This is a genomic window from Cellulomonas flavigena DSM 20109, assembly GCF_000092865.1.
Lineage (GTDB): Bacteria > Actinomycetota > Actinomycetes > Actinomycetales > Cellulomonadaceae > Cellulomonas > Cellulomonas flavigena.
This window is the reverse complement of the sequence record NC_014151.1, coordinates 3593063-3618658: the sequence shown is the minus strand read 5'-3', so window position 1 is coordinate 3618658 and position 25596 is coordinate 3593063. Positions and strand designations below refer to the sequence as shown.

27 protein-coding genes, 1 pseudogene and 1 riboswitch are annotated in these 25596 nt (G+C 76.3%); of the genes and pseudogenes, 15 read left to right on the top strand and 13 right to left on the bottom strand.

The features are described from left to right. Positions 1 to 537 precede the first annotated feature (537 nt). Positions 538 to 948 (bottom strand): hypothetical protein, encoded by a 411-nt coding sequence (locus CFLA_RS16415; protein WP_425358343.1) that lies wholly within the window; start codon positions 946 to 948, stop codon positions 538 to 540. Beyond that, positions 888 to 1142 (bottom strand): hypothetical protein, encoded by a 255-nt coding sequence (locus CFLA_RS20705; protein ID WP_222836760.1) that lies wholly within the window; start codon positions 1140 to 1142, stop codon positions 888 to 890. The genes CFLA_RS16415 and CFLA_RS20705 overlap by 61 nt, the downstream gene beginning before the upstream one ends. On the opposite strand from CFLA_RS20705, the pseudogene CFLA_RS21325 reads away from it, so the two are divergent. Further along, positions 1061 to 1351, top strand: a pseudogene (locus tag CFLA_RS21325) (hypothetical protein); the annotation flags it as partial. The gene CFLA_RS20705 and the pseudogene CFLA_RS21325 sit on opposite strands and share 82 nt — an antisense overlap. A gap of 20 nt (positions 1352 to 1371) precedes the next feature. Next, complete coding sequence (locus CFLA_RS21005; RefSeq protein ID WP_013118465.1) at positions 1372 to 1512, top strand: hypothetical protein; 141 nt, start codon at positions 1372 to 1374, stop codon at positions 1510 to 1512. Between the two features lie 94 nt (positions 1513 to 1606). Here CFLA_RS21005 and CFLA_RS21000 read toward each other — a convergent pair whose 3' ends face one another. Beyond that, complete coding sequence (locus CFLA_RS21000) at positions 1607 to 2092, bottom strand: hypothetical protein (RefSeq protein ID WP_013118464.1); 486 nt, start codon at positions 2090 to 2092, stop codon at positions 1607 to 1609. 102 nt (positions 2093 to 2194) lie between these two features. After that, positions 2195 to 3292 (bottom strand): hypothetical protein, encoded by a 1098-nt coding sequence (locus CFLA_RS20565; protein ID WP_013118463.1) that lies wholly within the window; start codon positions 3290 to 3292, stop codon positions 2195 to 2197. A 49-nt stretch (positions 3293 to 3341) separates the two neighbouring features. On the opposite strand from CFLA_RS20565, the gene CFLA_RS16395 reads away from it, so the two are divergent. The 6 genes from CFLA_RS16395 to CFLA_RS16370 all read left to right on the top strand — a co-directional run bounded on the left by CFLA_RS16395 (position 3342) and on the right by CFLA_RS16370 (position 7414). Beyond that, positions 3342 to 3860, top strand: a complete 519-nt coding sequence (locus CFLA_RS16395) for a hypothetical protein (protein ID WP_013118462.1) — start codon at positions 3342 to 3344, stop codon at positions 3858 to 3860. Between the two features lie 223 nt (positions 3861 to 4083). Then, a riboswitch (SAM riboswitch) is annotated at positions 4084 to 4197 on the top strand. A gap of 14 nt (positions 4198 to 4211) precedes the next feature. Then, a complete protein-coding gene (locus CFLA_RS16390) occupies positions 4212 to 4880 on the top strand; it encodes a hypothetical protein (RefSeq protein ID WP_013118461.1) in 669 nt (222 codons plus the stop codon). Between the two features lie 274 nt (positions 4881 to 5154). After that, positions 5155 to 6165: a hypothetical protein gene (locus tag CFLA_RS16385; RefSeq protein ID WP_013118460.1), complete on the top strand. Its 1011-nt coding sequence runs from the start codon at positions 5155 to 5157 to the stop codon at positions 6163 to 6165. 113 nt (positions 6166 to 6278) lie between these two features. Continuing rightward, positions 6279 to 6470: a hypothetical protein gene (locus CFLA_RS16380; RefSeq protein ID WP_013118459.1), complete on the top strand. Its 192-nt coding sequence runs from the start codon at positions 6279 to 6281 to the stop codon at positions 6468 to 6470. A gap of 44 nt (positions 6471 to 6514) precedes the next feature. Beyond that, a complete protein-coding gene (locus CFLA_RS16375) occupies positions 6515 to 6703 on the top strand; it encodes a hypothetical protein (RefSeq protein WP_013118458.1) in 189 nt (62 codons plus the stop codon). A 216-nt stretch (positions 6704 to 6919) separates the two neighbouring features. Beyond that, entirely contained in the window at positions 6920 to 7414 is a 495-nt protein-coding gene (locus CFLA_RS16370) for a nitroreductase/quinone reductase family protein (RefSeq protein ID WP_013118457.1), read from the top strand. 218 nt (positions 7415 to 7632) lie between these two features. On the opposite strand, the gene CFLA_RS16365 is transcribed toward CFLA_RS16370, so the two are convergent. Beyond that, positions 7633 to 9231 carry an immunoglobulin domain-containing protein gene (locus CFLA_RS16365; protein ID WP_013118456.1) on the bottom strand — a complete coding sequence of 533 codons (1599 nt, stop codon included), beginning with the start codon at positions 9229 to 9231 and terminating at the stop codon, positions 7633 to 7635. A gap of 573 nt (positions 9232 to 9804) precedes the next feature. On the opposite strand from CFLA_RS16365, the gene CFLA_RS16355 reads away from it, so the two are divergent. Continuing rightward, positions 9805 to 11424, top strand: a complete 1620-nt coding sequence (locus CFLA_RS16355) for an MFS transporter (RefSeq protein WP_013118455.1) — start codon at positions 9805 to 9807, stop codon at positions 11422 to 11424. Between the two features lie 72 nt (positions 11425 to 11496). Here the strand turns inward: CFLA_RS16355 and CFLA_RS16350 are convergent, their stop codons facing one another. From CFLA_RS16350 to CFLA_RS16340, 3 genes are all read right to left on the bottom strand, one after another. Beyond that, a complete protein-coding gene (locus CFLA_RS16350; RefSeq protein ID WP_013118454.1) occupies positions 11497 to 11682 on the bottom strand; it encodes an antitoxin in 186 nt (61 codons plus the stop codon). Positions 11683 to 11890: 208 nt separating this feature from the next. Beyond that, positions 11891 to 12322: a hypothetical protein gene (locus CFLA_RS16345; protein WP_148234394.1), complete on the bottom strand. Its 432-nt coding sequence runs from the start codon at positions 12320 to 12322 to the stop codon at positions 11891 to 11893. A 62-nt stretch (positions 12323 to 12384) separates the two neighbouring features. Next, positions 12385 to 16071 (bottom strand): TM0106 family RecB-like putative nuclease, encoded by a 3687-nt coding sequence (locus CFLA_RS16340; protein WP_013118452.1) that lies wholly within the window; start codon positions 16069 to 16071, stop codon positions 12385 to 12387. A 208-nt stretch (positions 16072 to 16279) separates the two neighbouring features. On the opposite strand from CFLA_RS16340, the gene CFLA_RS16335 reads away from it, so the two are divergent. The 3 genes from CFLA_RS16335 to CFLA_RS16325 all read left to right on the top strand — a co-directional run bounded on the left by CFLA_RS16335 (position 16280) and on the right by CFLA_RS16325 (position 18400). Further along, positions 16280 to 16696, top strand: a complete 417-nt coding sequence (locus tag CFLA_RS16335) for a CBS domain-containing protein (RefSeq protein ID WP_013118451.1) — start codon at positions 16280 to 16282, stop codon at positions 16694 to 16696. 163 nt (positions 16697 to 16859) lie between these two features. Further along, on the top strand, positions 16860 to 17750 hold the full coding sequence (locus CFLA_RS16330; protein WP_043599167.1) for an SDR family oxidoreductase: 891 nt from the start codon (positions 16860 to 16862) through the stop codon (positions 17748 to 17750). Further along, positions 17750 to 18400 carry an NAD(P)H-binding protein gene (locus tag CFLA_RS16325; RefSeq protein ID WP_013118449.1) on the top strand — a complete coding sequence of 217 codons (651 nt, stop codon included), beginning with the start codon at positions 17750 to 17752 and terminating at the stop codon, positions 18398 to 18400. The genes CFLA_RS16330 and CFLA_RS16325 overlap by 1 nt, the downstream gene beginning before the upstream one ends. Before the next feature lie 24 nt (positions 18401 to 18424). Here CFLA_RS16325 and CFLA_RS16320 read toward each other — a convergent pair whose 3' ends face one another. After that, positions 18425 to 18724 (bottom strand): hypothetical protein, encoded by a 300-nt coding sequence (locus CFLA_RS16320; RefSeq protein ID WP_013118448.1) that lies wholly within the window; start codon positions 18722 to 18724, stop codon positions 18425 to 18427. A 167-nt stretch (positions 18725 to 18891) separates the two neighbouring features. On the opposite strand from CFLA_RS16320, the gene CFLA_RS16315 reads away from it, so the two are divergent. Continuing rightward, on the top strand, positions 18892 to 19803 hold the full coding sequence (locus tag CFLA_RS16315; protein ID WP_013118447.1) for a CPBP family intramembrane glutamic endopeptidase: 912 nt from the start codon (positions 18892 to 18894) through the stop codon (positions 19801 to 19803). Here the strand turns inward: CFLA_RS16315 and CFLA_RS16310 are convergent. From CFLA_RS16310 to CFLA_RS21120, 3 genes are read right to left on the bottom strand one after another with little or no spacing between them, the layout of a single operon-like run. After that, entirely contained in the window at positions 19773 to 20585 is an 813-nt protein-coding gene (locus CFLA_RS16310) for a uracil-DNA glycosylase (protein WP_342626026.1), read from the bottom strand. The genes CFLA_RS16315 and CFLA_RS16310 overlap by 31 nt on opposite strands. 43 nt (positions 20586 to 20628) lie before the next feature. Then, entirely contained in the window at positions 20629 to 21246 is a 618-nt protein-coding gene (locus tag CFLA_RS16305; RefSeq protein WP_013118445.1) for an L-threonylcarbamoyladenylate synthase, read from the bottom strand. A 43-nt stretch (positions 21247 to 21289) separates the two neighbouring features. Beyond that, the gene (locus CFLA_RS21120; RefSeq protein ID WP_013118444.1) at positions 21290 to 21424 is read right to left on the bottom strand and encodes a hypothetical protein; all 135 of its coding nucleotides are present in this window, start codon (positions 21422 to 21424) and stop codon (positions 21290 to 21292) included. A gap of 278 nt (positions 21425 to 21702) precedes the next feature. Here CFLA_RS21120 and CFLA_RS16300 point away from each other — a divergent pair, with 278 nt between their 5' ends. Further along, complete coding sequence (locus tag CFLA_RS16300) at positions 21703 to 22497, top strand: ABC transporter ATP-binding protein (RefSeq protein ID WP_425358353.1); 795 nt, start codon at positions 21703 to 21705, stop codon at positions 22495 to 22497. Further along, positions 22497 to 25070, top strand: a complete 2574-nt coding sequence (locus CFLA_RS16295; RefSeq protein ID WP_013118442.1) for an ABC transporter permease — start codon at positions 22497 to 22499, stop codon at positions 25068 to 25070. The genes CFLA_RS16300 and CFLA_RS16295 overlap by 1 nt, the downstream gene beginning before the upstream one ends. Positions 25071 to 25222: 152 nt before the next feature. On the opposite strand, the gene CFLA_RS16290 is transcribed toward CFLA_RS16295, so the two are convergent. Further along, positions 25223 to 25570, bottom strand: a complete 348-nt coding sequence (locus tag CFLA_RS16290) for a nucleotide pyrophosphohydrolase (RefSeq protein ID WP_013118441.1) — start codon at positions 25568 to 25570, stop codon at positions 25223 to 25225. Positions 25571 to 25596: the final 26 nt, after the last annotated feature.

Below are 25596 nucleotides of genomic sequence, written 5' to 3'. Positions count from 1 at the left end.
GTCGTCTGACGCGTCATGCGCCGGCGCCCGGGTGCGGAACGCCGCGTGGTCAGCGGTATGCCGGTCTCGGTCGCCGCGCTCCCCGACCCGGTCATGGGGTTGCGTCGACGGTCTGGCGACCGACCCTGACGGACGAGACCTGCGCCGACGTCGAGATCGCGCACGGCCCGTTCGACCCGCGCCGGGCCCGGCCGACCTGCGGAAGCTGGGCAGCGACGGCGTCATCGTCCCCGAGCCGGGTCCGAGCGCCACACGCTGAGTGCGGTGTGACGTCGTCTGCCGCCGAGGAGGCGGTGCCTGGGCATCTACCCCTCGTCGTCCTCGAAGAGTGACGGCTCCGGTTCCGGCTCCGACGACGGCGGCCTCGACGAGGCCGCGGACCTCGGGGGATGTTCGGCGTCATCGCCGGGGCCCCGCTGCCGCTCGCACGGATCTAATCGTCGGTTCCGACGTGTCGCGCATCTCGCGCTCGCGTGTCGACGTTGCCGGTCCGGCGTGCGGACCGATGAACCGAGCACCTGGTCGGTCACCGCTCGGTCATGTCCTCAGGACGCTGTCGCGCAGCCGGACGCCTGCGGACGTCGCGGTGATCGTCAGGATCCCGGTGAGACCCTCGCCGCGCGAGGTGATCGTCGCCGCGTACCCGTCGCCGCGCGCGTCCAGCGCGACCACGTCGACGGACTCGCGGCTGAGCTCGGCGCGTACCACGTCGTGCTGGACCCAGAGCACGTGAACGGATGCTGCCACCACGTCCCAGGTCACTGTGACCGTCGCGTGGTCGACTGCCGTCAAGGTGACGGAACGGACCCAAGGCTTGTCACCCGGATCGGCGTCCAGTCCCAGCAGCGCGAGGGCGTGGTCGTCCGGTGCGATCAGGGGTGCGCCCATCATGTCCTTCCCATCGGGATGATCGTGGTCAGACGGTAGCCGTCCTCGGTGACCTGCCACGCCGTCTCCAGCGTGAGGACGCCGCCGGGACCGGCCAGGAGCGTCGGGTGGGATCGGTGGCGTTGCGCAAGAACTGACGAGCGGTCGTCATGGCAAAGGGGGTCGACGGCGCGTGCCGGCACCGAGGTGGGCTCGTCGGTCGAGTCGTCGCCCCGCCGGGCGGCGACCAGACGTGCGATGCGGTCGGCGGTCATCGGCATGCACGACGTGCCGACCCGTTGAGTGTGCCGGGCATCCAGTTTCTCCCTGGTCTTGCGGCACCCTTGCAGTGAAGGGAAGCGCAAACCCTGGACAACTCCCTGCACTCGCCCGCTCCGTCAGCCCTGCCGGCGGCGAGTGGTCCCGCGTCGTGCACGTCGTCGAGACCCCGGCGGTCCTCGCGCTGGCCGTCGACCACCTCGGCGCCGACGTGCCGCCGCTCGTGTGCACGTCGGGCTGGCGGACGAGCGCCGTGACGACGCTGACACCGGGTTGGCACCGGCCATGCGTGAGAGGCGTGTCGCGGTGCTGGAGGAGGACGTCTGGGGCGACCTGGGTGAGGGCCTGGCCGACGGTGCGGGCTGAGGTGGTCATGGGGCGAGGGCGTCACCGTGCCCCGCGAACCCCTCCCACCGCGGTGTCGGCTCCGGCCCCGGTTCCGACGACGTCGCGCGTCTCGTCATGCCACGACGTACAACGGACGCCCGTCCGCACGGCGGACAGCTGCGGCGACGTCTCCCAGGTCCGCCGCGAGCGCCTGTGCGACCGCACGTGCGTCCCACTGGGACCAGAACACGGCTCGTTGCATCTCGCCTGACTCCTGCCACTCGAGGACCCACACCGGCCCGTCGGGCTGCAGGCGCGTGTCGGGTGCCGTGCTGCGTCGGGACGGGGGCTGCAGCGTGCCCAGTCGTCGCCGCGACCGCCAGGTCGCGCCACAGGAGACGACCAGCAGGCGCTCCAGAGCAGCGCGAGACGAGGTCTCCAGGTCGACTCCTTCGACGGTGCCACGCTCGATCGCCTCGACCAGGAACCGTCCGTCGTCCTCGCGCACCTGAAGGCCGGTGTCGCCGAAGTCGATCCGGACGGCGTTTCCGCGGATCTCGATACTCCCGCCGGCCTCGTCGACGAGGCCGCGGACCTCCGGGGGGATGTTCGGCGTCATCGCAGCACTCCCTCGAGCTTCAGGTCGCGGACGCGTACCGCGCGTCCGCCTCGGATGAACCTGGCCGCTCGGCGTGACGCACCCTGCACGCCGGTCACCGCGTCAGGACCGGGTGGGGTCGAGCTGGTCGAAGAGGCCCTGCAGGTCGGCGCGGAGCCCCTCGACGCGGGCCGTCTCCGCGGCGACCTCCGCGTCGCCGGCCGCGATCGCCTCACCGCGTGCGGCCAGCTCGGCCTCGTCGCGGGCCAGCAGCTCGCGGGCCTTCGCGAGCAGCTCGGCGGCGGGCTGCTCGGGCAGCGGGGTGCCGTCGCGCCACGTCCACGCGAGCAGCGACCGGGACCGCACCGACGAGGACAGGGACGCGAGCCGCGCCTCCTCCTGCTCGATCGTGCTGCGGTACTGCGCGAGGTTCGCGGTGTCCGCCTCGAGCTGCGCCCGCGCGACTCCCTGGTCGTACTGCCGCTGCGCGAGCGCCTGCTGCGCGGTGGTGAGGTCGGTCGTCATCGTGTCGATCGCCGTCTCGAAGGCGGTGTGCACCGCGACGAGCGCCTCACGGTCGCTGATGAACCGCCCGTACAGCGCCTCGAGCTCGGGGTCGACCCCGCCCTCGCGCCACACCTGCGTCCCGATGTACGCGAACAGCTCGGTCGGCCGGTTGGCTGCCTGCCCCGCCACCGACCCGGCGATCTGCTCGTGGATGTCGTCCTCGGGGTCCACGCCGGACAGCACGGTGGCGAGCGCGCGCGTCGCGACGTCCTGCTCGCCGTCGCTCAGCTCGTTCCACGCGGCGTGCAGCAGCTCGTGCGCGGCGGTCTCGACGACGAACGGACGCAGCCGCGCGTCCGCGGGCGTGTAGACGACGATGCGGCCGTTGGCCTGCAGGCCGCCCGCGCTGGAGTGGTAGCAGCCGACGGCGCCGCCGGTCTCGCCGGCCGCGCCGGCGTCGCCGCGGTCGCAGCGTCCCGCGAACTCCTCGGCCCCGAGCAGCTCGGGCTGCGCGACGTAGAGCAGGTCGCGACCCTCGTCGGTGAGGAACATCTCGTCAGCCAGCGCCTCGACCTCGGGCGTCGGGTCCGGCACGCGGCCGGCGACGATGCCGTCGAGGAACGGCGCGTCCGCGTCGCGCAGCAGCCCCGGCAGCACACCGAGCGCCAACCACAGCGCGAGCGCCGCGGCCCCGACGACGACGCCCAGGCGCACGGCCAGGCTGCGGCGCCGCGGTGCCTCGGGCGGCGACCCTGAGTACCAGGTGGCGTCGGAGGGGGGCGGGTTCGACGGGGGCGGGCCGGACGGTGCCGAGGGTGAGGTCGGCGACGGTGCACCGGACCAGGCCCCGGCCGCCGGCGGCGGCACGGGTGACACCCGCGGGTCGGGCGCGGGCTCGGGGTTCCAGGACGAGGGCGCGGAGGGCCAGGACGTGCCGGACGCGGTCGGACCGGACGGCGAGGCCGGCCCGGCCGGGGGCGTCGTCGACCAGGACGGGCGTGAGGCGGTCGGCCCCGACGAGCTCGGCCCCGACGGCGCACTCGACGAGGGCGACCCGGACATCGGCGCGCTCGACGAGGGCGGCTCGAAGGCCGACGCGCTCGACGAGGGCCCGCCCCACCGTCGCGGCCCCGACTGCTCCGCGGCGGACTCCCGCGCTGCCGCCTCCTCGGCGGCCCAGCGCGGCAGCCGGCCCGAGGGTGAGCGCGGCGGGTCGTCGTGGGACATGGTCATAGGGTCACAGATCGGCAGCCGGTGCGCCTCGGCTGAGACCGCGTCGTGACGGGCCGCCACGCCCGGACGTCACGGGGCCGCACGTCCGCGCACGCCGACGCACGGCACGTCGACGCACGCCTCACCGACGCACGCCTCGCCGCGCCCGTGGCGCTCGTCCCGTCTTCCACGGCGAGGACGATAGCCGCGCCCCGGCGTCGTGCGGGGGTGCCGTCCACGGCGACCGGAAGCCTCCGGGTCGGATGTCGGTGCCCCCGCGTACCGTCCTGGCTGATCACGAAGCTCGGCCGCAAGCCCTCCGGCCGGCCGACTGGCAACCGCGCGGAGCGCACGGTGCCCCCGGAGGAAGATCCGCCCGCGCCGACCGGTGCGGGAAGACGCTCGACCTGCGGAGCCCCCGATGACCCAGATCCCTCCCTACCCCTACGCGACCTCGGCGACCGGCCTCGCGGCCACCGGGTGCGTGTCCCACGACGCGGGTCACGTGCCGACCGACGCGGCCGTGCGCCGGGCCGTCCACGAGCCCGGCCGCGCGCACCGCGTCACGCGGCTCGACGGGCAGCACGTGCACGTCGTCGACGACGACGGTGCGGCGGCCCGGTGGTGGGTGCACGACACGACGCTCCTCGAGGTGCACCTGAGCACCACGGGCCCGAGCGTCCACCTGTTCGACGGTGGTGCGCTGCTCGTCGGTGCGCGGTGGACGTCTGCCGCCGTCGACGGCGCGGCCACACCGTGCGTCGAGGGGCCCGTGCGCCCGCCCGAGATCCGGTACGCGTGGCTCGAGGCGACGCTGGCGAGCGACGACCTGGAGGGCCGGTACCCGTACGTCGCCGCCGAGTACCGCCTCGACCCGCCGCTGCGGCAGCCGTACGCGACCTACCCGCGCGTGGTGGTCCTGGGCCGGGTGATGCCGCGGTGGTCCGAGACCCTGGTGCTCGAGGCGCGGCCGGGCGGGGGCGTGAACCCGATGTGCGACCTGCCCGGCAGCTACGACGGCGGCACGGACCATGCGCACGCGCTCAACCGCCTGGGCTACGAGGTGGTGCTCCCGCCGGCCGGAGCCTGACGCGCCGGCGTGGCACGCCGTGCGCCGTCACCCCGCCCGGTGCAGCGCGACCCCGAGCAGCAGCTCCGCCGAGCGCGCGTACTCCCCGACGGGCATCGCGTGCTCGGCGTCGCCGTGCTCCGGCGGGCGAGGGGCGACCGGGTCAGCCCCTGGGGGTGCGCGCGGGCATCCGGGTGGTGGGGTGGTGCGGGGGTCATGCGTGGCCCGTGGCGTGCCGATGTGCAGGTCCTGGAGTCAGGACACCTGTCCAGGTCTCGGCGCGGAGGCGGCACGCATGAGCACGACGAGCGAGCGCGGCACACGCCCTGCGCCGTCGCGCCCGAGCGGCGCCGCGGACCCGCCGCCGGCCGAGCCAGGTCTCCCCGTCGTCGTCCTCGGGCCCGTCCCGCACGGCCGCGGCACGGCCGGGCTCGCCCTCGTCGTCGCGGGGGTCGCGCTGCTGCTGTGCGGAGGAGCCCCGCGCGGGGTCGTGGTGGCGCTGGCCGTGGGCGCGGTCGCGCTCGCGGTCCTCTCGCTGGTGACGGCCCGCCCCCGCCGCACGGGGCGCGCGACGGCCGTGGCGGCGGTGCTCGTCGCGGTCGTGGCCCTCGTCGTGGCGTCCGCGGTGCGCATCGGGCAGTACGAGGCCGGGGAGCTGGTCGTGGCCGGGCTGTCGCAGGTCGACCCGCGCCGGTCGCCGGAGGCCCCGGAGGCCGCACCCGGTCTCGTGGCCCTGCGCTCGACCCTGCAGGCTGCGCCCTTCGCGCCCGCCGTCGTGGAGACGGCCGCCGGCCCGGTGTCGGGCCGCGCCTCGTGGTACGTGGCCGTCGTCGAGAACGCGACGCCGGGCTACGTGGTGCCCGTGTCGGCCTACGAGGTCGTCGCGCTGCGCGCGGACGGGACGGTGCTGGACCGGGACCTCGTCGGCGAGCTCGAGCTGTGGCCGGGCCGCACCGCCCTGACGGGCACGTTCGACGTCGGCGACGACGAGGTCGAGCGCGTCGAGGTGCGCGGGCCGCAGCCGGACGACGGACCGCGCACCGGCACCCCCGGAGGCCTGCGCACCGGGGAGCTGACGGCGCGCACGGAGACGACGACGGTCGTCCGCGGCGCGGTGCGCAGCGCGTACGGCCACGCGACGGACGTGCACGTGACCGTCGTCGCGCGCGACGCGCAGGAGCAGGTGACGGGCTCCGCGACCGTGGAGACGGTGCCCGTGCCCGCCCGCGGGCGCGCGCAGTTCGAGGTGCGGTTCGACCGGGTGCTGCCGCCGACGACGCGGTACGAGGTGTACGCGCGGCCCTGACATCACCCGTCGTCGGCGTCGCACGCGCCCGTCCCCGACGGGCGACGACGCTCGCCAGGACAGGCCGCGGCGCGCGTGTGACGATCGAGAGGCACCGACGAACGGAGGCCACGATGTCCGTCCCCGACGACCGCGCCACGCCGGCGCCCGACGAGGTGCCCGATGCCGTCACCGCGACCGCGCCCGCCGCCGACCCGGCACCCGACGACGCCCTCGACGACGCCCCTGCCGACGCGGGGACGCCCGGCGAGGAGGGCACGGTGCTGCCCGTCCCCGGCAACCGCGCGAGCACGGGCTTCGCCTGACGGGCCCGGCCTCGCACCTCGACCACACGCGTAGGAGGTCACCGATGACCGTGCCCGACGACACCGTCACGCCCGTCCCCGACGAGGTCCCCGACCCCGTCACCGCCACCGAGCCGCGGGCCGATCCGGCCCCCGAGGACGTCCCCGAGGACGAGGCGCTCGCCGACGAGAAGGGCGTCCTGCCGGGCATCACGCCCGTCGTGCGCCCCGTCGCCGGCGACGCGCGGCTCTGACGTCCGCCGTCCCACCTGACGCGTCGCCCCACCTGGCGTGTCGCCCCAACTGACACGTCGCGCTGCCTGACGTGTCGCGCCGCACGACGGCGAGCGTCGCCCGACGCGTCGGCCCGCTGATGCGCCGCGTCGCGTCGCGGACGCACCCGGGACCCGTGGCCCTTGCCGGGTCGGTTCCGGGTGCGCCACGCTCGACGACGAGCGCAGGGGGCGACGATGGACAGGGCGGGGCGGGGTTGGGTGGAGCGGCGGGCGCAGGCCCTCCGCCGGCACTACGCAGGCGGGCGCGCCGACGCGTTCGCCCGGCGGGCCGCACGCTTCTGGGCGGCGCTGCACGGCACGTGGCTGACGCCGCGCCGCTGGGTCACGCTCGAGGTGCCCGGCCGCCGCACCGGCAAGGCCACGCGGTTTCCGCTCGTGATGGCCGACGTCGACGGCCGCTGGTACCTGGTGTCCATGCTCGGCGAGTGCGCCTGGGTGTGGAACGTCCGCGCCGCGGACGGCCGCGCAGTCCTGCGGCACGGCCGCCCGCGACCCGTGCGGCTCGTGGAGGTCCCGGTCGCGGAGCGGGCGCCGATGGTCCGCAGGCTCGTGCAGATCGCGCCGGGCGCGCGCCCGCACGTGCGCGTCGACCGGCACGAGCCCGTCGAGGCGTTCGAGGAGATCGCGGCGGACCACCCCGTGTTCCGCGTGCTGCCGGCCGACGCGTGAGGACGACCTGCCGGCCGGCGCGTGAGGACGACCCGCCGGCCGGCGCGTGAGGACGACCTGCCGACCGACGCGTGAGGACGGCCTGCCGGCCGGCGCGTGAGGACGACCTGCCGACCGACGCGTGAGGACGACCTGCCGGCCGGCGCGTCGAGGTGACGACGCGCCGGCCGGGAGCCGTCAGGCGCGCAGCTCGCGGCGGCGGGTCGCGGCGACCGCCGTCACGAGGCCCGCCGCGGCGAGCAGGGCGCCGAGGGCCAGCAGCGCCAGCGGGTCGGTGCCGGTACGGGGGAGCGACGACGCCCCGCTGCCCGTCGCGCCCGTCGCGCCCGAGCCCGCGGGGCCGGTGGAGCTCGTGCCGCCCGCCGTGCCGCCTCCCGCGCCGCCGCCGTGCCGCCCGCCGTGCCGTCCCCCGGGCTGCCGCCGCCCGTCCCCGGGTCGGCGACCGCCACGACGTCGAGCACGGTGCTCGCGCTCGCCGCACCGCCCGGCGAGGCGACGGTGAGGCGCACGAGCACGCCCTCGTCCGCCGCGGTGGGCGTGAACGCCAGCGTGTGCACGGTCCGCACGGCCGGTCCGGCGGCGCGCGCCGCCAGGACCGCCGCCTCCGTGCCGGGCGTCCAGCCCACGGGGGCGGGCGTCCACGTGGCCCCGCCGTCACGCGACACCTCCCAGCGTGCCGTCGCGTCGGCGGCGCGCACGGTCCACGCGAGCGTCGTCGGGACCCCGGCCGTGACGCTCGTCAGCGGCGCGGGGCCGTCGAGGAACTCGGGCACCTCGGCCACGACCAGCTCGGCGGCCGCACTGGTCACGGAGGCCGGGCCGGTCACGAGCGTCGCGGTCGCGACGGCCCGCACCAGCAGGCCGTCGTCGGCGAGCGTCGGCGTCAGGGTGAGCGTCGTGCCCGTGCCGACGGGCGTCCACGTGACCCCGTCGTGCGACGCCTCCCACGTGACGTCCGGCACCGGGCGGCCCGTGACGTCGACGCTGAACGTCACCTGCTCGCCCGGCGCGGTCGCGACGTCCTGCGGGTCGGTGACCGTCGGTGCGAGCAGGACCGCGAGGGTCACGACGTCGCTGGTCGTCGTGCCGCGCGCGTTGGTCGCGACCGCGCGGTAGCGGGTGCCGTGCGCGTCCTGCGTGCCGGGGACGACGAGCGTCGTGCCGGTGGCGCCGGGCACGTCGACCCAGTCGCCGTCGACCTGCGTCTGCCACTGCACGGCCGGTGCGGGTCGCCCGGTGACCGCGACCTCGAACGTCGCGTCCGTGCCGAGGTCCACGGTCGCGTCGGCGGGCTGCGCGACGATCGCGGGGGGCGCGTCGACCGTCACGCGGGCGACCTCGGAGACCGCGGTGCCCTCGGCGTTGCTCGCCACGGCGCGCACCTGCAGACCGTGGTCCGCGTCGGCGAGCGTGCGGCTGTAGGTCCACCCGGTGGCGCCCGGCACGGTCGTCCACGTCGTGCCGTCAGGCGACGTCTGCCACGTGGGGCTCGCCGCCGGGTTGCCGGTGGCGGCGGCCGTGAACGTGACCTCGTCGTCCGCGAGGCCCGTGACGTCGGCCGGGTGGGCCGTGAGCACGGGCGCCCAGCGCACCGTGAGCGTCGCGGCGGCGCTCGTCGCCGAGCCCTGCGTGCTGGTCACGACGGCGCGCACCTGCGTGCCGTGGTCCGCGGGCGTGACGTCCGCGAGGTCCAGCGACGTCCCCGTGCCTGCGGCGGTCCACGACCCGGCGCCCGCGGCACGGCGCTGCCACGTCACCGTCGGTGCGGGCGAGCCCGTCACCGTGACGGTGAACGACGCGTCGTCGCCCGCGGCCACGGTCGCGTCGGCCGGGTCGGTGACCGTCGGCGCGTACCGGGCCGTGACGGACGCGGTACCCGTCGTGGCGGACCCGCCGTGACCGGCAGCGCTCGTCGCGATGTCGGCACAGGCCGTGGGTGTCCGGGGCGGCGGTCAGCCGCACGAGAACATGCCGCCCCACCTGGCCCTCAACTTCTGCATCGCCCTGCAGGGCATCTTCCCCCCGCGCCCCTGACAGCCCGCCCCCGATCCCGCCGAGCGGAACCTGGCTCTTCGATGGTGGGGCTTGACGGGGAGTGGTGTTCCGGTCGGCGGGATGCGGGGCTCGCCGGGCGGAACCTGGCTCCTCGATGGTGGGGCCTGACGGGGAGTGGTGTTCCGGTCGGCGGGGTGCGGGGCCGCGAGCGGGACCTGGGTACTCGTCGGGCGGTGCCGTCGAGGAGCCGGGTTCCGGTGGGCGGGGTGGGCGGGGTGGGACCGGGTGCTCTGGCGGTGGCGGCGGGAGTGGGCGACGATGCCGGACGGTGCCGATGACGCCGCCGCGCGGCCCGACCCGTCGCGCCCATCGCCAGGTGCGTGCCAGGAGGTGCCGTGACCGGAGCCGACGTCCCCGAGCCCGGGGCTGCAGCGAGGGCCGTACACCCTGCGCCGCCGACCGCCGACCCCGCGACCCGCCTCGACGGCTTGCCCGTCACGCGCCGGCACGTGCGGCTGCTCGTCGGGTCCGGCGTCGGGTGGACGTTCGACGCGATGGACGTCGGGCTCATCTCGTTCGTCATCGCCCAGCTCGCGGTCGTCTGGGGCACCGACGCGACCACGCTCGGGTGGGTCGCATCCGCCGGGTTCGTCGGCATGGCCGTCGGGGCCGCCGTCGGCGGGCTGCTCGCCGACCGCATCGGGCGCCGCCAGGTGTTCGCTCTCACCCTGCTCGTGTACGGGGTCGCGACCGGGGCGTCCGCGCTCGTCGGCGGCGTCGCCGTGCTCATGGCGCTGCGGTTCGTCGTCGGGCTCGGGCTCGGCGCCGAGCTGCCCGTCGCGTCCACGCTCGTCAGCGAGTTCGCACCGCCACGCATCCGCGGACGCGCCGTCGTCGTCCTCGAGTCGTTCTGGGCCGTCGGGTGGATCCTCGCCGCCCTCATCGGGTACCTCGTCGTGCCGTCCGGCGACGACGGGTGGCGGTGGGCGCTCGCGCTCGGTGCCCTGCCCGCGCTGTACTCCGTCGTCGTGCGCCGCGGGCTGCCCGAGTCCGTGCGGTACCTGCAGGCGCGCGGTCGGCATGCCGAGGCCGAGCAGGTCGTCGCGGAGCTCGAGGCGTCGCGCGCCGTCGGGCACGGCGGGCTGACCGGGGCGCAGGTCCGCGACGCGGCGACGGCACGCCCGTCGTCCGCCGCGGCCGACGTCGAGCGTCACTCCTCGTCGGCGGCCGGCACCGACGCCGACCGCACGTCGCCAGCCGGCACCGACGCCGACCGCACGTCGCCAGCCGGCACCGACGCCGACCGCACGTCGCCGGCGGGCGCAGACCGCGCGCGCTCGTCCTCGGCGGGCGTCGCGCCCGCGCCCGACCCCACCGCCGCGACCGCACCCGACGCGACCGCCGCGCCCGCTCCGGACCCCGCGCCGCGCCTCGCCGCGCTCTGGGCGCCGTCGCTGCGCCGCCGCACCGCGGCCCTGTGGCTCGTGTGGTTCGCCGTGAACTTCTCCTACTACGGCGCGTTCATCTGGCTGCCGTCGCTCCTCGCAGCCGACGGGCACACCCTCGTGCGGTCGTTCGAGTACACGCTCATCATCACGCTCGGGCAGCTCCCCGGGTACGCGGCGGCCGCCGTGCTCGTCGAGACGTGGGGGAGGCGCCGCACGCTCGCGGCGTTCCTCGCCGGCTCCGCCCTCGCGGCCGGTGCGTTCGCCGCCGCCTCGGGCGACGCGCAGATCCTCGGCGCCGGCGTGATGCTCTCGTTCTTCAACCTCGGCGCGTGGGGCGCGCTCTACGCGGTGACCCCCGAGCTGTACCCGACGCGCGTGCGGACCACCGGCGCGGGCTGGGCCGCGGGGATCGGGCGCACGGCGTCGGTGCTGGCGCCGCTGGCGGTGCCGCAGCTGCGTGAGCTGGGCGGTACCGGCCTGCTGTTCACCGTGTTCGCCGCGGTCTTCGTCGTCGCGTCCGCCGGCGCGCTCGCACTCCCGGAACGCACCGGCGAGGCCCTGACCTGACGTTCGGCGCCCACCCTGCCCCTTCCCGCTGAGCGCGGACGAGCACCGCGCTCAGCGGGAAGGGCGGGACGGTCAGGACTTCTTCTGCTGGTCCAGGTAGTCCTTGGCGGCGTCGACCACCTTGTCGATCTGAGCGTCCGTGCCGGTGTCCGTGCGGGACTTGACAGCCTCGGCCGCCTTGTCGAGCGCGTCCTTGGCCTGCTCCTCGCGGCCGTCCAGCGCGCCCTTCGCCTTGTTCACCAGGTCATCGAGACCCATGGGCTCCTCCATCCGTGTCCGGGAACCGACGACCGGCTCCCGCCGGGCTCAGTCTGCCGTCCCGCCGGGTCGCGGTCACGTGCCTCCCGGTCCTTGCGGCGAGGTGCTCTCCCGTGCGCGGGGCACGCGCGCGGGCGCGCACCGGGACGTCGTGGGGCACGCGCATCGTCGGCCTGCGGGCGGTCCGTGAGGACACCCTCGGCTGCGGTCAGTCGCCCCGCTCGACGTCACCGACGAGCTCGTCGGGGTCGTCCGTGCCCGTCGTCACCTGCTCGACGTCCGTGCCGTCGTGCTGCTCGACGTGGCTTGTCGGCTCCGCGACGTCGACGTCGACCTCGTCCTCGGTCACGTCGGCTGCCGCCACGTCGTCGTCGCCGGCAGGCGCCTCGGGCGAGTCGTCGGCCCCGGCCCGCTCCGCCTCGTCGTTGCGCAGCTCCTCCTGACGTGCCTCGACCTCCACGCGCTGCTGGGCGATCGCCGCGCGGATACGGTCGGCCTGCGTCGCGAGCTGCGCGCGCACGTGCTCGACGCTCGCGTCGACGGTCGCGCGCGCCTCGGCGTCGATCTGGTCGAGCTCCCGGGCCAGCGCCTGCTCCTCCGTGCGCAGCGCCGTGCGGACCCGCTCGAACTCCTCGTCCACGCCCATCGTCCCTCCGGATCCTCGTCGTGCCGGCGCAGGCGGCGCGCCGTGCTGCCCTGACGTTACGTCGCCGCGGGCACGTCCACGACCGAGCGCGTCGTGAGGCCCACGAACGCGCCGAGGCGCTCGAGCGACTCGGGCCGGTGCGGCAGCGTGTGCGACAGCCGCGTCGAGCGGACGACGAACGCCGCCCACTGCCCGCGGGAGACCGCGACGTTGATCCGGTTGCGGTCGAGCAGGAAGTCGAGGCCGCGGGGCACCTGCGACGGCGACGACGCCGCGGTGGTCACCACGACGACCGGCGCCTCCTGGCCCTGGAACCGGTCGACCGTGCCGACGCGGGTCGCGGTGAAGCCTGCGGCGTCGAGCGCGCGCCGGACCGTCCACACCTGCGCGTTGTAGGCCGCGACGACCACCACGTCGGCCGGCGTCAGGGGACGCTCGGGTGCCGCGGCGGCGGGGTCCCGCCACGTGCGCCCGACGAGGTGCGCGACCGTGCGCGCCACGACCTCGGCCTCCTCCGGGGACGCGACGGCGTTCCCCTCGTGCTCGACGAGCACGCCGTGCACGCCCGCCGGGACGCCGTCGAGCGACCGGGCCGCCGCGGCCGGCGCGGACACCAGCCGTCCCTCGTAGGCGAGCGTCGACACGGCGGCGCACAGCTCGGGGTGCAGGCGGTACGTCACCGGCAGGAAGTAGCCGAGCTCGGCGGGGAGCGTGTCGTGCCCGTCGGTCAGCCAACCCAGCGCGCTGCGGTCGACCGGTTCGGGGTGCGTGCCCTGGCTGACCTGGGGCAGCTGCTGCGGGTCGCCCAGCAGCAGCAGGTTGCGCGCCGAGCCGGCCACGGCGAACGTGGTGGCGAGCGCGAACTGCCCGGCCTCGTCCACGACGAGCAGGTCCAGCGGCGCGGACGGCAGCCTCGTGGTGCTGACGAGGTCCCACGCGGTGCCGCCGAGCACCGCGCCGGCACCGTCCGCCCCACCCGGGTGTGCGGACCAGAACGCCCCGAACCCCTTGTCCGGCACCCACGTCCACGGGGCGTCGGCCGTCGCGTCCCGCCCGTCGGTGGGGAGCTTCTTCGCGATCGCGCCCGCCGGCACCCCGGCACCGGCGACGCCGCGCAGCATGTTCTCGACCACGGCGTGCGACTGCGCGACGACCCCGACGCGCCACCCGCGCTCCACGAGCGCGGCGATCACCCGCGCGCCGGTGTACGTCTTGCCGGTGCCGGGCGGGCCCTGCACGGCGAGGTACGAGTCGTCGAGATCCAGCACCGCGCGCGTCAGCACGTCGACGAGGTCCCCGTCGGCGGTCGGCAGCGGCGCGCCCGACCGCGTGCGCGGCGGCGTGCGGCGTGCGAGGTCGAGGACCGCGGAGCGCGGCAGGCTCACGTCGGGCGCGTCGTCCGGCGTCGCGCCCGTCGCCGCCGCGGCGTCGCCCGTCGCTGCCGAGCCGTCCGCCACCGCGTCGCGGACCCGCTCCGCGAGCCTGCGGATCGCCTCGCGCAGCGGTGCGGTGCCGATCGGCCCGGCCGGGGCCAGCGCCATCGGCAGCTCGGCGAACGGTTCCGAGCCCTTGGGTCGCGTCTCCTCGACGACCAGCACGTCCCGCGGGCTGCGCCCCTCGACGTCAGCCCTGACCTCGAGCACCGTCATGCGCTCGCACCAGCCGCGCGGCCCGTCGACGGACGTGCGCACGCACGCGGGCAGCGGTGCGTCGTACAGCCCGACGGCCTGCGCGCCCGGCCGCAGGTCGCTGCCCGGCTCGAGCCGCCCGGTCATGCGCAGCACGCGGCGCTCGACCTGCTTGCCCGGCGGCAGGTGCCAGTCGGTGACCACCTCGACCGCGCCGGGCCGGTCGGCGAGCAGCACGTTGCGCCGCTCCGTCCAGTCCGACGGGTGCGCCGACAGTCGGTCGAAGTGGCCCCACCAGTACGGCTTGTCCTCCCGCTGGTGGTACCGCAGCGCGGCGCCGACGAGCGCGACGGCCTGCCGCCCGGGCGTCCGCACCACGCCCTCGCCCGGTCCGGGCCCGGCGAGCGCCAGCAGCTCGTCCTCCAGCGGGTCGGGCGCGCCGAGCTCGGCGGCACGGGCCTCCGCCTCGGGGTCGAGCACGACCGGGCGCGACGGCGCGACGCCGACCTCGGCGAGCCGCGCGAGCAGCCAGTCCCGCAGCCCGAGCGTCGAGTCGCAGTCGTAGTGGTTGTAGACCTCGATGGCCTTGATGCGCTCGTTCCAGTCGTCGAGCCGCCCCGCGTCGCGGGCCGCGACCGCCTCGGCGTACTCGACGATCGAGTCGGCCGCGTTCGTGACGCCGTCGCCGCGTCCCGTCGCCATGTACAGCGGCTCGAGCTTCTTCAGCGAGTACGACCGCTGGCCCGTGCGCACGCCCGCCTTGACCGCGGTGTACAGGTCGACGAGCAGCCCCTCGCGCAGGAGGCCGTCGACCTGCGCCTCGCCCTCGCCGTGACGCGCCGCGAGCCGCCGCAGCGTCGTCTTCTCGTACGCCGCGTAGTGGTAGACGTGCATGCCGGGGAACCGTGCGCGACGGTCGGCGAGGTAGGCGAGGAACTCCCGCAGCGCGACGCGCTCCTCGGCGCGGTCGTGCGCCCAGAACGCGACGAACGGCGCCTCCGCCTCCGGCGCGGGCGGGTTCTCGACCACACCGAACAGGTACTCCAGACCCCACGCGTCGGGCTCGCCGGCCATCGCCGCGTCGTACCAGAGGGGGTCTCCCTCGAAGTCGAAGAAGATGTCGCCCGGGTCCGGCGGCGGCAGCAGCGCGGCGACCCGTGGGGGGTGCGTGAGGGCCCACGGGACGTCCACCGGGTGCGCCGGGTCGGCGTTGCGGGCTTCCTGCTCGAGCTGCAGCCGTGCCTGCAGCCGCACCCTCGCGAGCACGTCCGGGCTCAGCCCCTCGACCTCGCGGTCGTCGGGAAGGGCCGCGAGCTCGTCGATCGTCGCGACGCCCGCGGCGCCGAGCAGCGCGCGCTGACGCTCGTACACGCCGGCCACGAGCGTGACGTCGCGCCGCGCCTCGAGCTCGGCGGTGCACAGCGAGCACCGCCCGCACGCGGCCCACCGCGTGTCGCCCCACGTCACGGGCCCGTCCTGCGCGCGGTGCGCGTCGAGCAGCTCCTGCAGCCGCGCGCGGCGCTCGCGGTAGACGGGCACGAGGTCCGCCACCGCGTGCCGCGTGACCGCCGCGTCGCCCAGCACGAGCTGCACCTCGCGCGCCACGGGCACGCCCGCGCGCGCGAGCTGGTCCGCGTACGCGGCGACCTGCAGCAGGGCGGTGGGCTGGGCGTTGCGCGCGAGCTTGGCGTCGCGCACGGACCACGCGCCGTCGTCGTCGCGGACCAGGAAGTCCGCCCGTCCGACGAACCGCCCGTCGAAGAACGCGGCCTGGTGCACGACGTCCGCGGACCCGAGCCGGTCGAGCGTCGCGGCGTGCGCGGCCTCCAGGTGCGCGCGGGACGCGGGGTCACGCGTCGCCGGGACCTGCGCGAGCCCGCCCCGGGTGCCCGGGCGCCACACCCCGTACCGCTCGACGAGCCCGCGCAGCACCCGCTGCTCGTGCTCGTCGCCGAGGTGCGCGACGCGCGCCAGCACCACGTCCGCGTCCGGCTCGGCCGCGGGGCCGCGCCCGAGCCGCGCGTCGAGCGCGCGCAGCACGGCGTGCTCGCACCGCGCGGCGGCCGTCAGGTCGCTCGCGGAGTACGTCAGGGTGCCGTCGTCGAGCAGGATCACACCGGCAGGCTACGGGTCGGCACCGACACCCCGGCCTCTGCGCCGAGCGCGGGGAAGCTCGCCGGGTGTGGGGGTCGTCTCCCCCGCACCCGGCGGCGTACCCCCGCACCCGGCGTCGCCGCGCCTCGGGATGCGGACCCGAGGCGGGTGACGGACGGTGGTCGTGGCGGCGCGCCCGCGTCGTCGGCCCCAGGACCAGGAGGACCCCATGACCCGCACGGTCTCCGAGCTCATGACGCCTCACCCGACGGTGGTCGAGGTCACCGACACGCTCCGCGCCGTCGCGCAGACGATGGCCACGCAGGACATCGGCTCGCTCGTCGTCGCCGAGGAGGGCACCGTGGTCGGCATCGTCACCGACCGGGACCTGGTGGTCCGCGGTCTGGCCGAGGGCATCGGCCTCGACGCGCCGGTCGGGCAGCTCGCCACCGACGACCTGCTGACGGTCGGGCCCGACGACGACGTCGCCGACGTCGTGCGCATCATGCGCGAGCAGGCGGTCCGCCGCGTGCCCGTCGTCGAGGGGGGTGCGGCCGTCGGCGTCCTGAGCATCGGCGACCTGGCGGCCGAGCTCGACCCGTCGTCGGCCCTGGCGGACATCAGCGAGGCCCCGGCCAACAACTGACGACCCCCGACCACCCACCCCCTCGCCGAGTGCGGGGGAAGCTCGCCGGGTGCGGGGGTCGTTTCCCCCGCACTCGGCGGCGTACCCCCGCACTCGGCGACGAGAGGGCGGGCGGGAGGCGTTGCGGATGCCGGACCGGGGCGGCGACCGCACGATGGAACGTATGGCCGACCAGACGACACCCCAGGACCCGACGACCCAGCACCCGGACCCGGACACGCAGTCCGCCGAGCAGATCGCGCACCCCGGGCACACCGACGACATGGACCAGCAGCCCGACCACGGTGAGGAGTCGTACCGCGGCTCCGGGCGCCTCGAGGGGCGCCGCGCGCTCATCACGGGCGGCGACTCCGGGATCGGCCGTGCCGTGGCGATCGCGTTCGCGCGCGAGGGCGCCGACGTCGCGATCTCCTACCTGCCCGAGGAGGAGGACGACGCGCGCGAGACGCTCGCGTGGGTCGAGAAGGCCGGCCGGCGCGGTCTCGCGCTGCCGGGCGACATCCGCGACGAGGAGCTCGCGCGCTCGCTGCCCGGCAGGGTCGTCGAGGCGTTCGGCGGGCTCGACGTGCTGGTCAACAACGCCGCGTACCAGATGGCGCAGTCCGGCGGGCTCGCGGACATCACCACCGAGCAGCTCGACCGCGTGCTGAAGACCAACGTCTACGCGATGTTCTGGATCACCCAGGCCGCGCTGCCCCATCTGGACAAGGGCGCGTCGATCATCAACACCTCGTCCATCCAGGCGTTCCACCCCAGCCCGCCGCTGCTCGACTACGCGTCCACGAAGGCCGCGATCTACAACTTCAGCAAGGGCCTGGCCCAGCAGCTCGCCGCGGACGGCATCCGCGTCAACGCGGTGTGCCCGGGCCCGATCTGGACGCCGCTGATCCCCGCGACGATGAACGCCGAGAAGGTCGAGCAGTTCGGCGCCGACACCCCGCTGGGGCGCGCCGGGCAGCCCGCCGAGCTCGCGCCGGCGTACGTGTTCCTCGCGTCGCAGGAGTCGTCGTACGTCACGGGCGACCGGATCATGGTGACGGGCGGGCGGTCCTGATGCGGGTCGTCGTCGTGGGCGGGCACGGCAAGGTCGCGCGCCTGCTGGCGCCGCTGCTGGTCGCCCGCGGCGACGAGGTCGTGCCGCTGGTTCGTCGGCCGGAGCACGCCGACGAGCTGGCGGCCCTCGGCGCGCAGCCCGCGCTGCTCGACATCGAGGCGTCCGACGCGGACGACTTCGCGGCCGTCCTGCGCGGAGCGGACGCCGTGGTGTTCGCGGCCGGGGCCGGGCCCGACGGACGCGCGGACCGCAAGCGCACGGTCGACCTCGAGGGCTCGCTGAAGTCCCAGGAGGGTGCGCGCCTGGCAGGCGTGCGGCGGTTCGTGCAGGTGTCGGCGATCGGCGTCGACGAGCCGATCACCGACGACATGCCGGCCGTGTGGGCCGCGTACGTCGTCGCCAAGCGTGACGCCGACTCCGCGCTGCGGGACACCGACCTGGAGTGGACGATCCTGCGCCCCGGTGGCCTGACGGACGACGAGGGCACGGGCCGCGTCGCGCTGGCCGAGCACGTCGAGCGGGGACAGGTCACGCGCGCCGACGTCGCGGCGGTCGTCGCTGCGGCCCTCCGGGAGCCGGCGACGATCGGGCGGCAGCTGGAGCTCGTCGCCGGTGACACCCCCGTCGAGGAGGCCGTCGCGGCCGCCTGACCCCGCGCCGCGGCGCCGCGGTCGTCAGCCCGCCCGTGACGGCCCGTCGGCGTACCCCGGGTGGCCGGGGGACGGTGGGGAGCCCGCCCGCCCGTCACCCGGCCACCCGGCGCCGGGCCAGCCCCCACGGGGCCAGCCGTCGTCCACCACACGCTCCCACCACGCGCGCGGGGCCAGCCCTTCCGCGCTGCCCCACGCCTGCGTCGAGAGCCCCACGAGCGTCGTCGCTGCGACGACGAGCCCGAGGAGGGCCGCGACGGCCGGCCACCCGGCAGGTGTGCGCGCGCTCGCGGCAGGACGGTGCTCGGCCGGTCGGTCCGCCACGGCACCCCCTCCGTCGCACCCGCGCGTGCAGGTGCCCTCATGGGAGAAGACGTCCGAGGGGACGAAAAGGTTGTGTCCCGACGTCTCGTCCGTCCGGACGAGACGTCCGCGGGACGTCGTCGGGTCGGACGACGCGCCGCGAGGGCCGCTGCTGGGAACGTCGCGACATGACCTCGACACCCGTCACCGGCCCGACCGGCCCGACCGGCCCGCCCGACGGCCCGTGTCCCGTCGCACCGCGTGCCGGCCGTGCCGCGGCCGTCGGCGGGGCCGTGACCGCCGCCGCGTCCCTCACCGTCCTGCTCGTCCTCGCCCCCGACGGTCTGGCGCGCTCCGCGGACCCCGGTTCCCCGCTCGTGCCGTCCTGGCACCTGCTGCTGCCGACGGCCGTCGCGCTCGCGCTCGTCGGCGTGCTCCCGCCGCGGGCGGACCTCCCGGCGCCGCGCGTCGCCGACCGTCGCCGCGTCCTGGCGGCCGTGGCCGTGATGCTCGGCGCTGCTGCCGTGTTCCCGCTGGTCGTCGCCTCGACGGGCGTGGGGGCCCGGGCCGAGTACCACCTCGTGAAGGTCGCGGTGCTCGTGCTCGTGCCCGGGGTCGCGGTCCTGGCGACGCGCGGCTCCCTGACGGCCGACCGACCGCGCGTCGCCTGGCGCTGGTGGGCGCCGGCCGTCGTCGTCCTCGTCTGGACGCTGCTCGCCCAGGCCGCGCCGTGGCTGCAGCACGGCGACTACTCCGCGTACCCGGCCGACCTGCTGCTCGCGGCCGGCGTCGCGACCGCCCTCACCGCCGGGGTCGGCGAGGAGCTGCTGTACCGGGTGTGGCTCCAGACGCGGCTCGAGGCGCTGCTGGGCCGCTGGGGCGGGATCGCCGTCGCGACGCTCGCCTTCGCGGCCCTGCACGTCGGGTCACGGCACGGGCAGGGGCTGCTCGTCGAGGTCGCCGGGGCCGTCGTCCTGCAGGGCCTCGGGTTCGGGCTCGTCGCGGCATTCCTGTGGTCCCGGTACCGCAACGCGTGGCTGACGGTCGCGCTGCACGTGCTGGCGAACGGCTACGTGGTCGCCGCGGAGCTGCTGGGCTGACCGCCGCCCAGGGCCTTCGCGCGCTCGAGCACCGCGTCGAGCATCTGCGGTGTGAGACGTCCGGTGAACGTGTTGTGCGGGCTGACGTGGAAGCAACCGAGCAGCACCAGGCTCGCGTCGCCGCGCCGCAGCGTCAGCTCGACGCCGTGCCCGAACGCGGGCCGCGGGCGCGGCACGCCCCAGCCCTGCTCGTCCAGCGTGGTGAGCAGCGCCCGCCAGCCGAACCCGCCCAGCACGACCACCACCCGCGGGTCGACGAGCGCGAGCTCCCGGGCGAGCCACGGCCCGCACGTGCGGCGCTCGGCGGGCGTGGGGGCGTTCGCGGGCGGCGCGCACCGCACCGGTGCGGTCATCCGCACCCCGGTGAGCACCAGTCCGTCGTCACGGTCCTCCGACGTGGGCTGCGACGCCAGCCCCGCGCGGTGCAGCGCGGCGACGAGGAAGTCCCCGGACCGGTCGCCCGTGAACATCCGCCCCGTGCGGTTGCCGCCGTCCGCGGCGGGCGCGAGGCCGACCAGCGCGATCCCGGCGTGCTCGTCGCCGAACCCGGGAACGGGTCGCGCCCAGTACGTCTGCCCGCGGTACCGCGCCGGCGGGTCGGCGGCGGTCGCCCGGCGCCACGCGACGAGGCGCGGGCAGGCACGGCACGTGGTGACGACGTCCGCGAGGGCCGCCAGGTCCGGCGCGGCGGCCGCCGCGGCGACGACGTCCGCGGGGGAGGACGGCGCGGGCCGCGCGTCTGCCGGGGGTGGACCGGCGGGACGTTCCGGCGTGGGGCTCACGCCGCGCGTCCCGGCCACGCCCCCGTCGGCCACGGCGCGCCCGTCAGAACCGCAACGGGTCGCCCGCGCCCTCGCGCACGACCTCCGGCGCGCCGTCCGTCCAGTCCACGACGGTCGTGGGCTCGCTGCCGCGGTCGCCGGCGTCGACGACCGCGTCGAGCACGTCGTCGAGCTCCTCCTTGATCTGCCAGCCCTCGCTCATCGGCCAGTCGTGCCCCGGCACGAGCAGCGACGACGAGACGAGCGGCTCGCCGAGCTCGCGCAGGATCGCCAGCGCGACCGGGTCGTCGGGGATCCGCACACCCACCGAGCGCTTCTTCGGGTGCGCGAGGCGCCGCGGCACCTCGGGCGTCGCGGGCAGGATGAACGTGTACGGCCCGGGAGTGGCGGACTTGATGGCCCGGAACGCGCTGTTGTCGAGGTGCACGAGCTGCCCGAGCTGCGCGAAGTCGCAGCACACGAGCGTGAAGTGGTGCCGGTCGTCGAGGTTCCGGATGCGGCGGATCCGCTCGGCCCCGTCGTGGTTGCCCAGCCGCGTGCCCAGCGCGTACATGGAGTCCGTCGGGTAGGCGATCACCGCGTCGTCGCGCAGCATGGCGACGACCTGCGCGATCGAGCGCGGCTGCGGGTCCGTCGGGTGGACGTCGAAGTACCGGGCCATGACGTCAGCCTAGGGGTGGGCCCGCGGGCGCTCACCTCGTGCGTCAGCCGGCCCCCAGCATCGCGGCGACGACGGGCCGGGCGAGGTCGGTCAGCAGCGCGGGCTGCGCCGCGAACGCGAGGCCCGCCCCGAGGACGACGGCGCCGACGACGTGCGCGGTGCGGCGGAGCGCGTGCATGAGAGACCTCTCGGTGCCGGTGGCCGCCGGTGCGGCCCGTCGAGGACGAGCCTGGCCCGCCGGGCCCGCCCCCGCATCCGGGGCGGGCCCCGGTCCGTCCCGGGACGCGCGACGTCCGACCCCCGGGGGGTCGGGTGGCCGCCGAGGACGTCCGCCCGCGCGCCGAGCCGCTGAGCAGGACGTTCGCGTCCGGGCGGCACCCTGACCCGCCCCGGCCGCGCGGTCAGGGTCCCCCTCCGGGCGCGTCCGGATGTCGCACCGGCCCCGGGGGCGGGACGATCTACCTCGTGACCCTCACCGAGACCCCCCGCGCCGCCACCCCGATCGCCACCGCACGCGGGCTCGTGCGCACCTACGGCGCCGGCCCGACGGCCGTCCACGCGCTCGCGGGGGTCGACCTCGACGTCGAGCGCGGGCGCCTCACCGCGACCATGGGCCCGTCCGGGTCCGGCAAGTCGACGCTCATGCACTGCCTGGCGGGGCTCGACCGCCCCACGTCGGGCACCGTCGTGGTCGACGGCGAGGAGGTCTCGGCCATGTCGGAGCGGCGGCTGACACGCCTGCGCCGCGACCGCATCGGGTTCGTCTTCCAGGCGTTCAACCTGGTGCCGACGCTCACCGCCCTGGAGAACATCACGCTGCCGTTCGACATCGCGCGCCGGCCCGTCGACCGCGCGCACCTCGACGCCGTCGTCGAGGCCGTCGGCCTGCGGGACCGGCTGCACCACAAGCCCGGTGAGCTGTCCGGTGGGCAGCAGCAGCGCGTCGCGTGCGCCCGCGCGCTCGTCACGCGCCCCGCCGTGGTGTTCGCCGACGAGCCGACGGGCAACCTCGACTCGTCGTCCGCGCACGAGGTGCTGTCGTTCCTGCGGCGCAGCGTCGACGAGCTCGGGCAGTCGGTCGTCATGGTGACGCACGACCCGACCGCCGCGTCCTACGCCGACCGCGTCCTGTTCCTCGCCGACGGGCGGATCGTCGACGAGCTCGCCGAGCCGACGTCCGACGCCGTGCTCGAGCGCCTCGGCGCGCTGACCCGCCGCGCGCAGGCCACCGCAGCCGCCGAGGCCCGCTGATGCTGCGCGTCACCCTGCGCAGCGTGCGCGCGCACGCGGTGCGCTTCGCGTTGTCGATCCTGGCCGTGGCGCTCGGCGTCGCGTTCGTCGCCGGCACGTTCGCGCTGCGCACCATGCTCGCCGACACGTTCCACGGCATCGTCGACGGGCAGGCGCCCGCCGACGCGTACGTCCGCGGTGACGAGCCCCTGGCCGGTGGGAGTCAGACCGGCGGGGCCCTGACCCTCGGGGAGCAGCGGGTGCCGGTGCCGCTCGCGCTCGCGGACGAGGTCGCCGACGTCGACGGCGTGCGGGCCGCGCTGCCCGACCTCGCCGGGCAGGTCGTGCTCGTGGGCGCCGACGGCACGGCCGTGCAGTCCACGCAGGCGCCGTCGCTGGGCGTCGCGTTCCACGCGACCGACCCGACGCTCGACCTGCGCGAGGGGCGTGCCCCCGACGCGGACGACGAGGTCGCGATCGAGTCCGCGACCCTCGCGTCGTCCGGGCTGGCCGTGGGCGACACCACCCGGCTGGTGGCGTCCGGCGAGGTCCGCGACGTCACGGTCGTCGGCGAGGTCGACGCCGGCGGCCCGCTCGCCGGCGCCACGCTCGTCTACCTGCCCGTCGACGTCGCCACGGCCGCGTTCGCGCCCGAGGGTGTCGTGCCGAGCGTCGCCGTGCACGCCGCCGACGGGGTCGACGAGGACACGCTCGCCGAGCGCGTCGCGGCCGCGCTGGACGACGCACCGGGTGCCGAGGTCCTCACGGGCGACACCATGCGGGAGCAGCTCCGCGCCGACATCGACCAGACGCTCGGGTTCATCACGTCGTTCCTGCTGATCTTCGCCGTCGTGTCGCTGTTCGTCGGCGGGTTCCTCATCTCCAACACGTTCGCGATGGCCGTGCGGCAGCGTGTGCGGGAGTTCGCGCTGCTGCGGGCCGTGGGCGCGTCGCCCGCGCAGGTGTTCGGCGTCGTCGTGGGGCAGGCGGCCGTCGTCGGGCTCGTCGGCTCGGCGATCGGCGTGGCCGGGGGTGTGGGTCTGGTGAGCGGGCTGCGCGTGGTGTTCGCGCAGGTCGGCATGGACCTCGTCGGGGACGTGCCGGTCGAGACGACGAGCGTCGTGACGTGCCTCGTGCTGGGCACCGTCGTGTCGGCGGTCGCCGCGGCCGTGCCCGCACGCCGCGCCGCGCTCGTCGCACCCGTGGAGGCGATGCGTGGCGAGGTCACCGTGCCCGAGCGCTCGCTGCACGTGCGGGGCGTCGCCGGTGGCCTCGTCGTCGCGCTGGGCGTCGCGGCCGTCGCGTACGCGGCGCTGCGGCCCGACGCGACCGGGGCGGAGCTGCTCCTCGGCGCCGGCGCGGTGGTCGTGCTCGCCGGGGTGCTCGTGGTCGCGCCGTCGCTCGCGCGGGCCGTGCTGCGGGTGCTCGCCCTGCCGTTCGTGCACGCGCTGCCGCCGCTGGGGCGCCTCGCGCAGGGCAACGTCGTGCGCAACCCCCACCGGACCGCCTCGACGGCGGGGGCGCTCGTCATCGGGATGGCGCTCGTGGGGGCGGTGTCGGTGATCGCCGCGACGGGCCAGGCGTCCCTCGTGCGCGTCGTCGAGAGCGCGACGAACGCCGACCTCGTGCTGCGCGGCGCGACGAACGCGGTGCCCGCCGGCGCCGTCGATGACGTCACCGCGCTGCCGGAGGTCGGCCGGGCGGACGCGACCGCCTTCGCGTTCGGCGGGATGTCCCCGCGGCCGGGTGCCGTGCCCGGGCCCGACGACGGCGCGTTCCTGGTGGGCCTCGCGCCGGGGGTCCTGGGTGGGTCGCTCGTGGTCGAGGTCCTCGCGGGCGACGTCGACGCGCTGGACGACACGCACGCGGTCGTCAACGAGCGCATCGCCGGCGAGGGGTGGGAGGTGGGCGACGAGCTGACCGTGAGCACCGCCGCCGGTGAGCGGACCCTGGAGGTCGCGGCGGTCGTCAGCACCCCCGTCATGTCGGGGTCCGTGGTCGTCACGCAGGACGTGCTCGACGAGCTCGCACCCGGGCCCGCGCAGACCACCGACACGGTCTTCGTCGACGCGGCCGACGGCGTCGCACCGGCCGAGCTGCGGGACGCCGTGACGGCGGCCGTCTCGCCCTACGTGGTGGTGTCCGTGCAGGACCGCGACGAGTTCGTCGACCAGATGGCCGCCCAGGTCGACCAGCTGCTCGTCATCCTCTACGCGCTGCTCGGCCTGTCCCTCGTCATCGCGGTGCTGGGCATCGTCAACACGCTCGCGCTGTCGGTCATCGAGCGCACGCGCGAGATCGGGCTGCTGCGGGCCGTGGGCCTGGGGCGGCTGCAGCTCGCGGGCGTCGTCACGGTCGAGTCCGTGCTCACCGCGGTGTTCGGCACGGTCGTCGGACTCGCGGTGGGTGTGGGGCTGGGGTCGACCCTGCCGAGCGTCTACGCCGACGAGGGCCTGGACCGCCTGTCCGTCCCGTGGTCCGGCCTGGCCGTCATGGTGGGGCTCGCGCTGGTCGTCGGCGTGCTGGCGGCGGTGTGGCCCGGTGCGCGCGCCGCGCGCCTGCGGGTCCTCGACGCGATCGCCACCCCCGACTGACCGCGCACACCCCCACCCCCACCCCCCGTCCCCACCCCCTCGCCGAGTGCGGGGGAAGCTCGCCGAGTGCGGGGGTCGTCACCCCCGCACTCGCGGCGTCACCCCCGCACTCGCGGCGTTATCCCCGCACTCGGCGCGGGGGTCGACGTAGGTCAGGGCTTGTGGGGGGCGACGCCGCGGACGTCGTCCGCCGGGAAGCGGGCGTGGGAGGACGCGAGCTTGGCGCGGGCCGCCGCGCCCAGGTCGACGCCCAGCACGTCCGACAGGCAGACCAGGTAGACGAGCACGTCGGCCAGCTCCTCGCCGACGCGGGCCCTGCGGTCGGGCGCCGCGAAGCGCTCGACGACCTCGTCCGCGGGCACCCACTGGAGCAGCTCGGCGAGCTCGCCGACCTCCCCGACGAGCGCGAGCACCAGCGACTTCGGGTCGTGGAACTGCTCCCAGTCCCGCTCCCGCGAGAACTCCCGTACCGCCGCCGCCAGCTCCGCGATCTCCGCCATGGCCCCATCCTCGCCCGCGTCGGCCA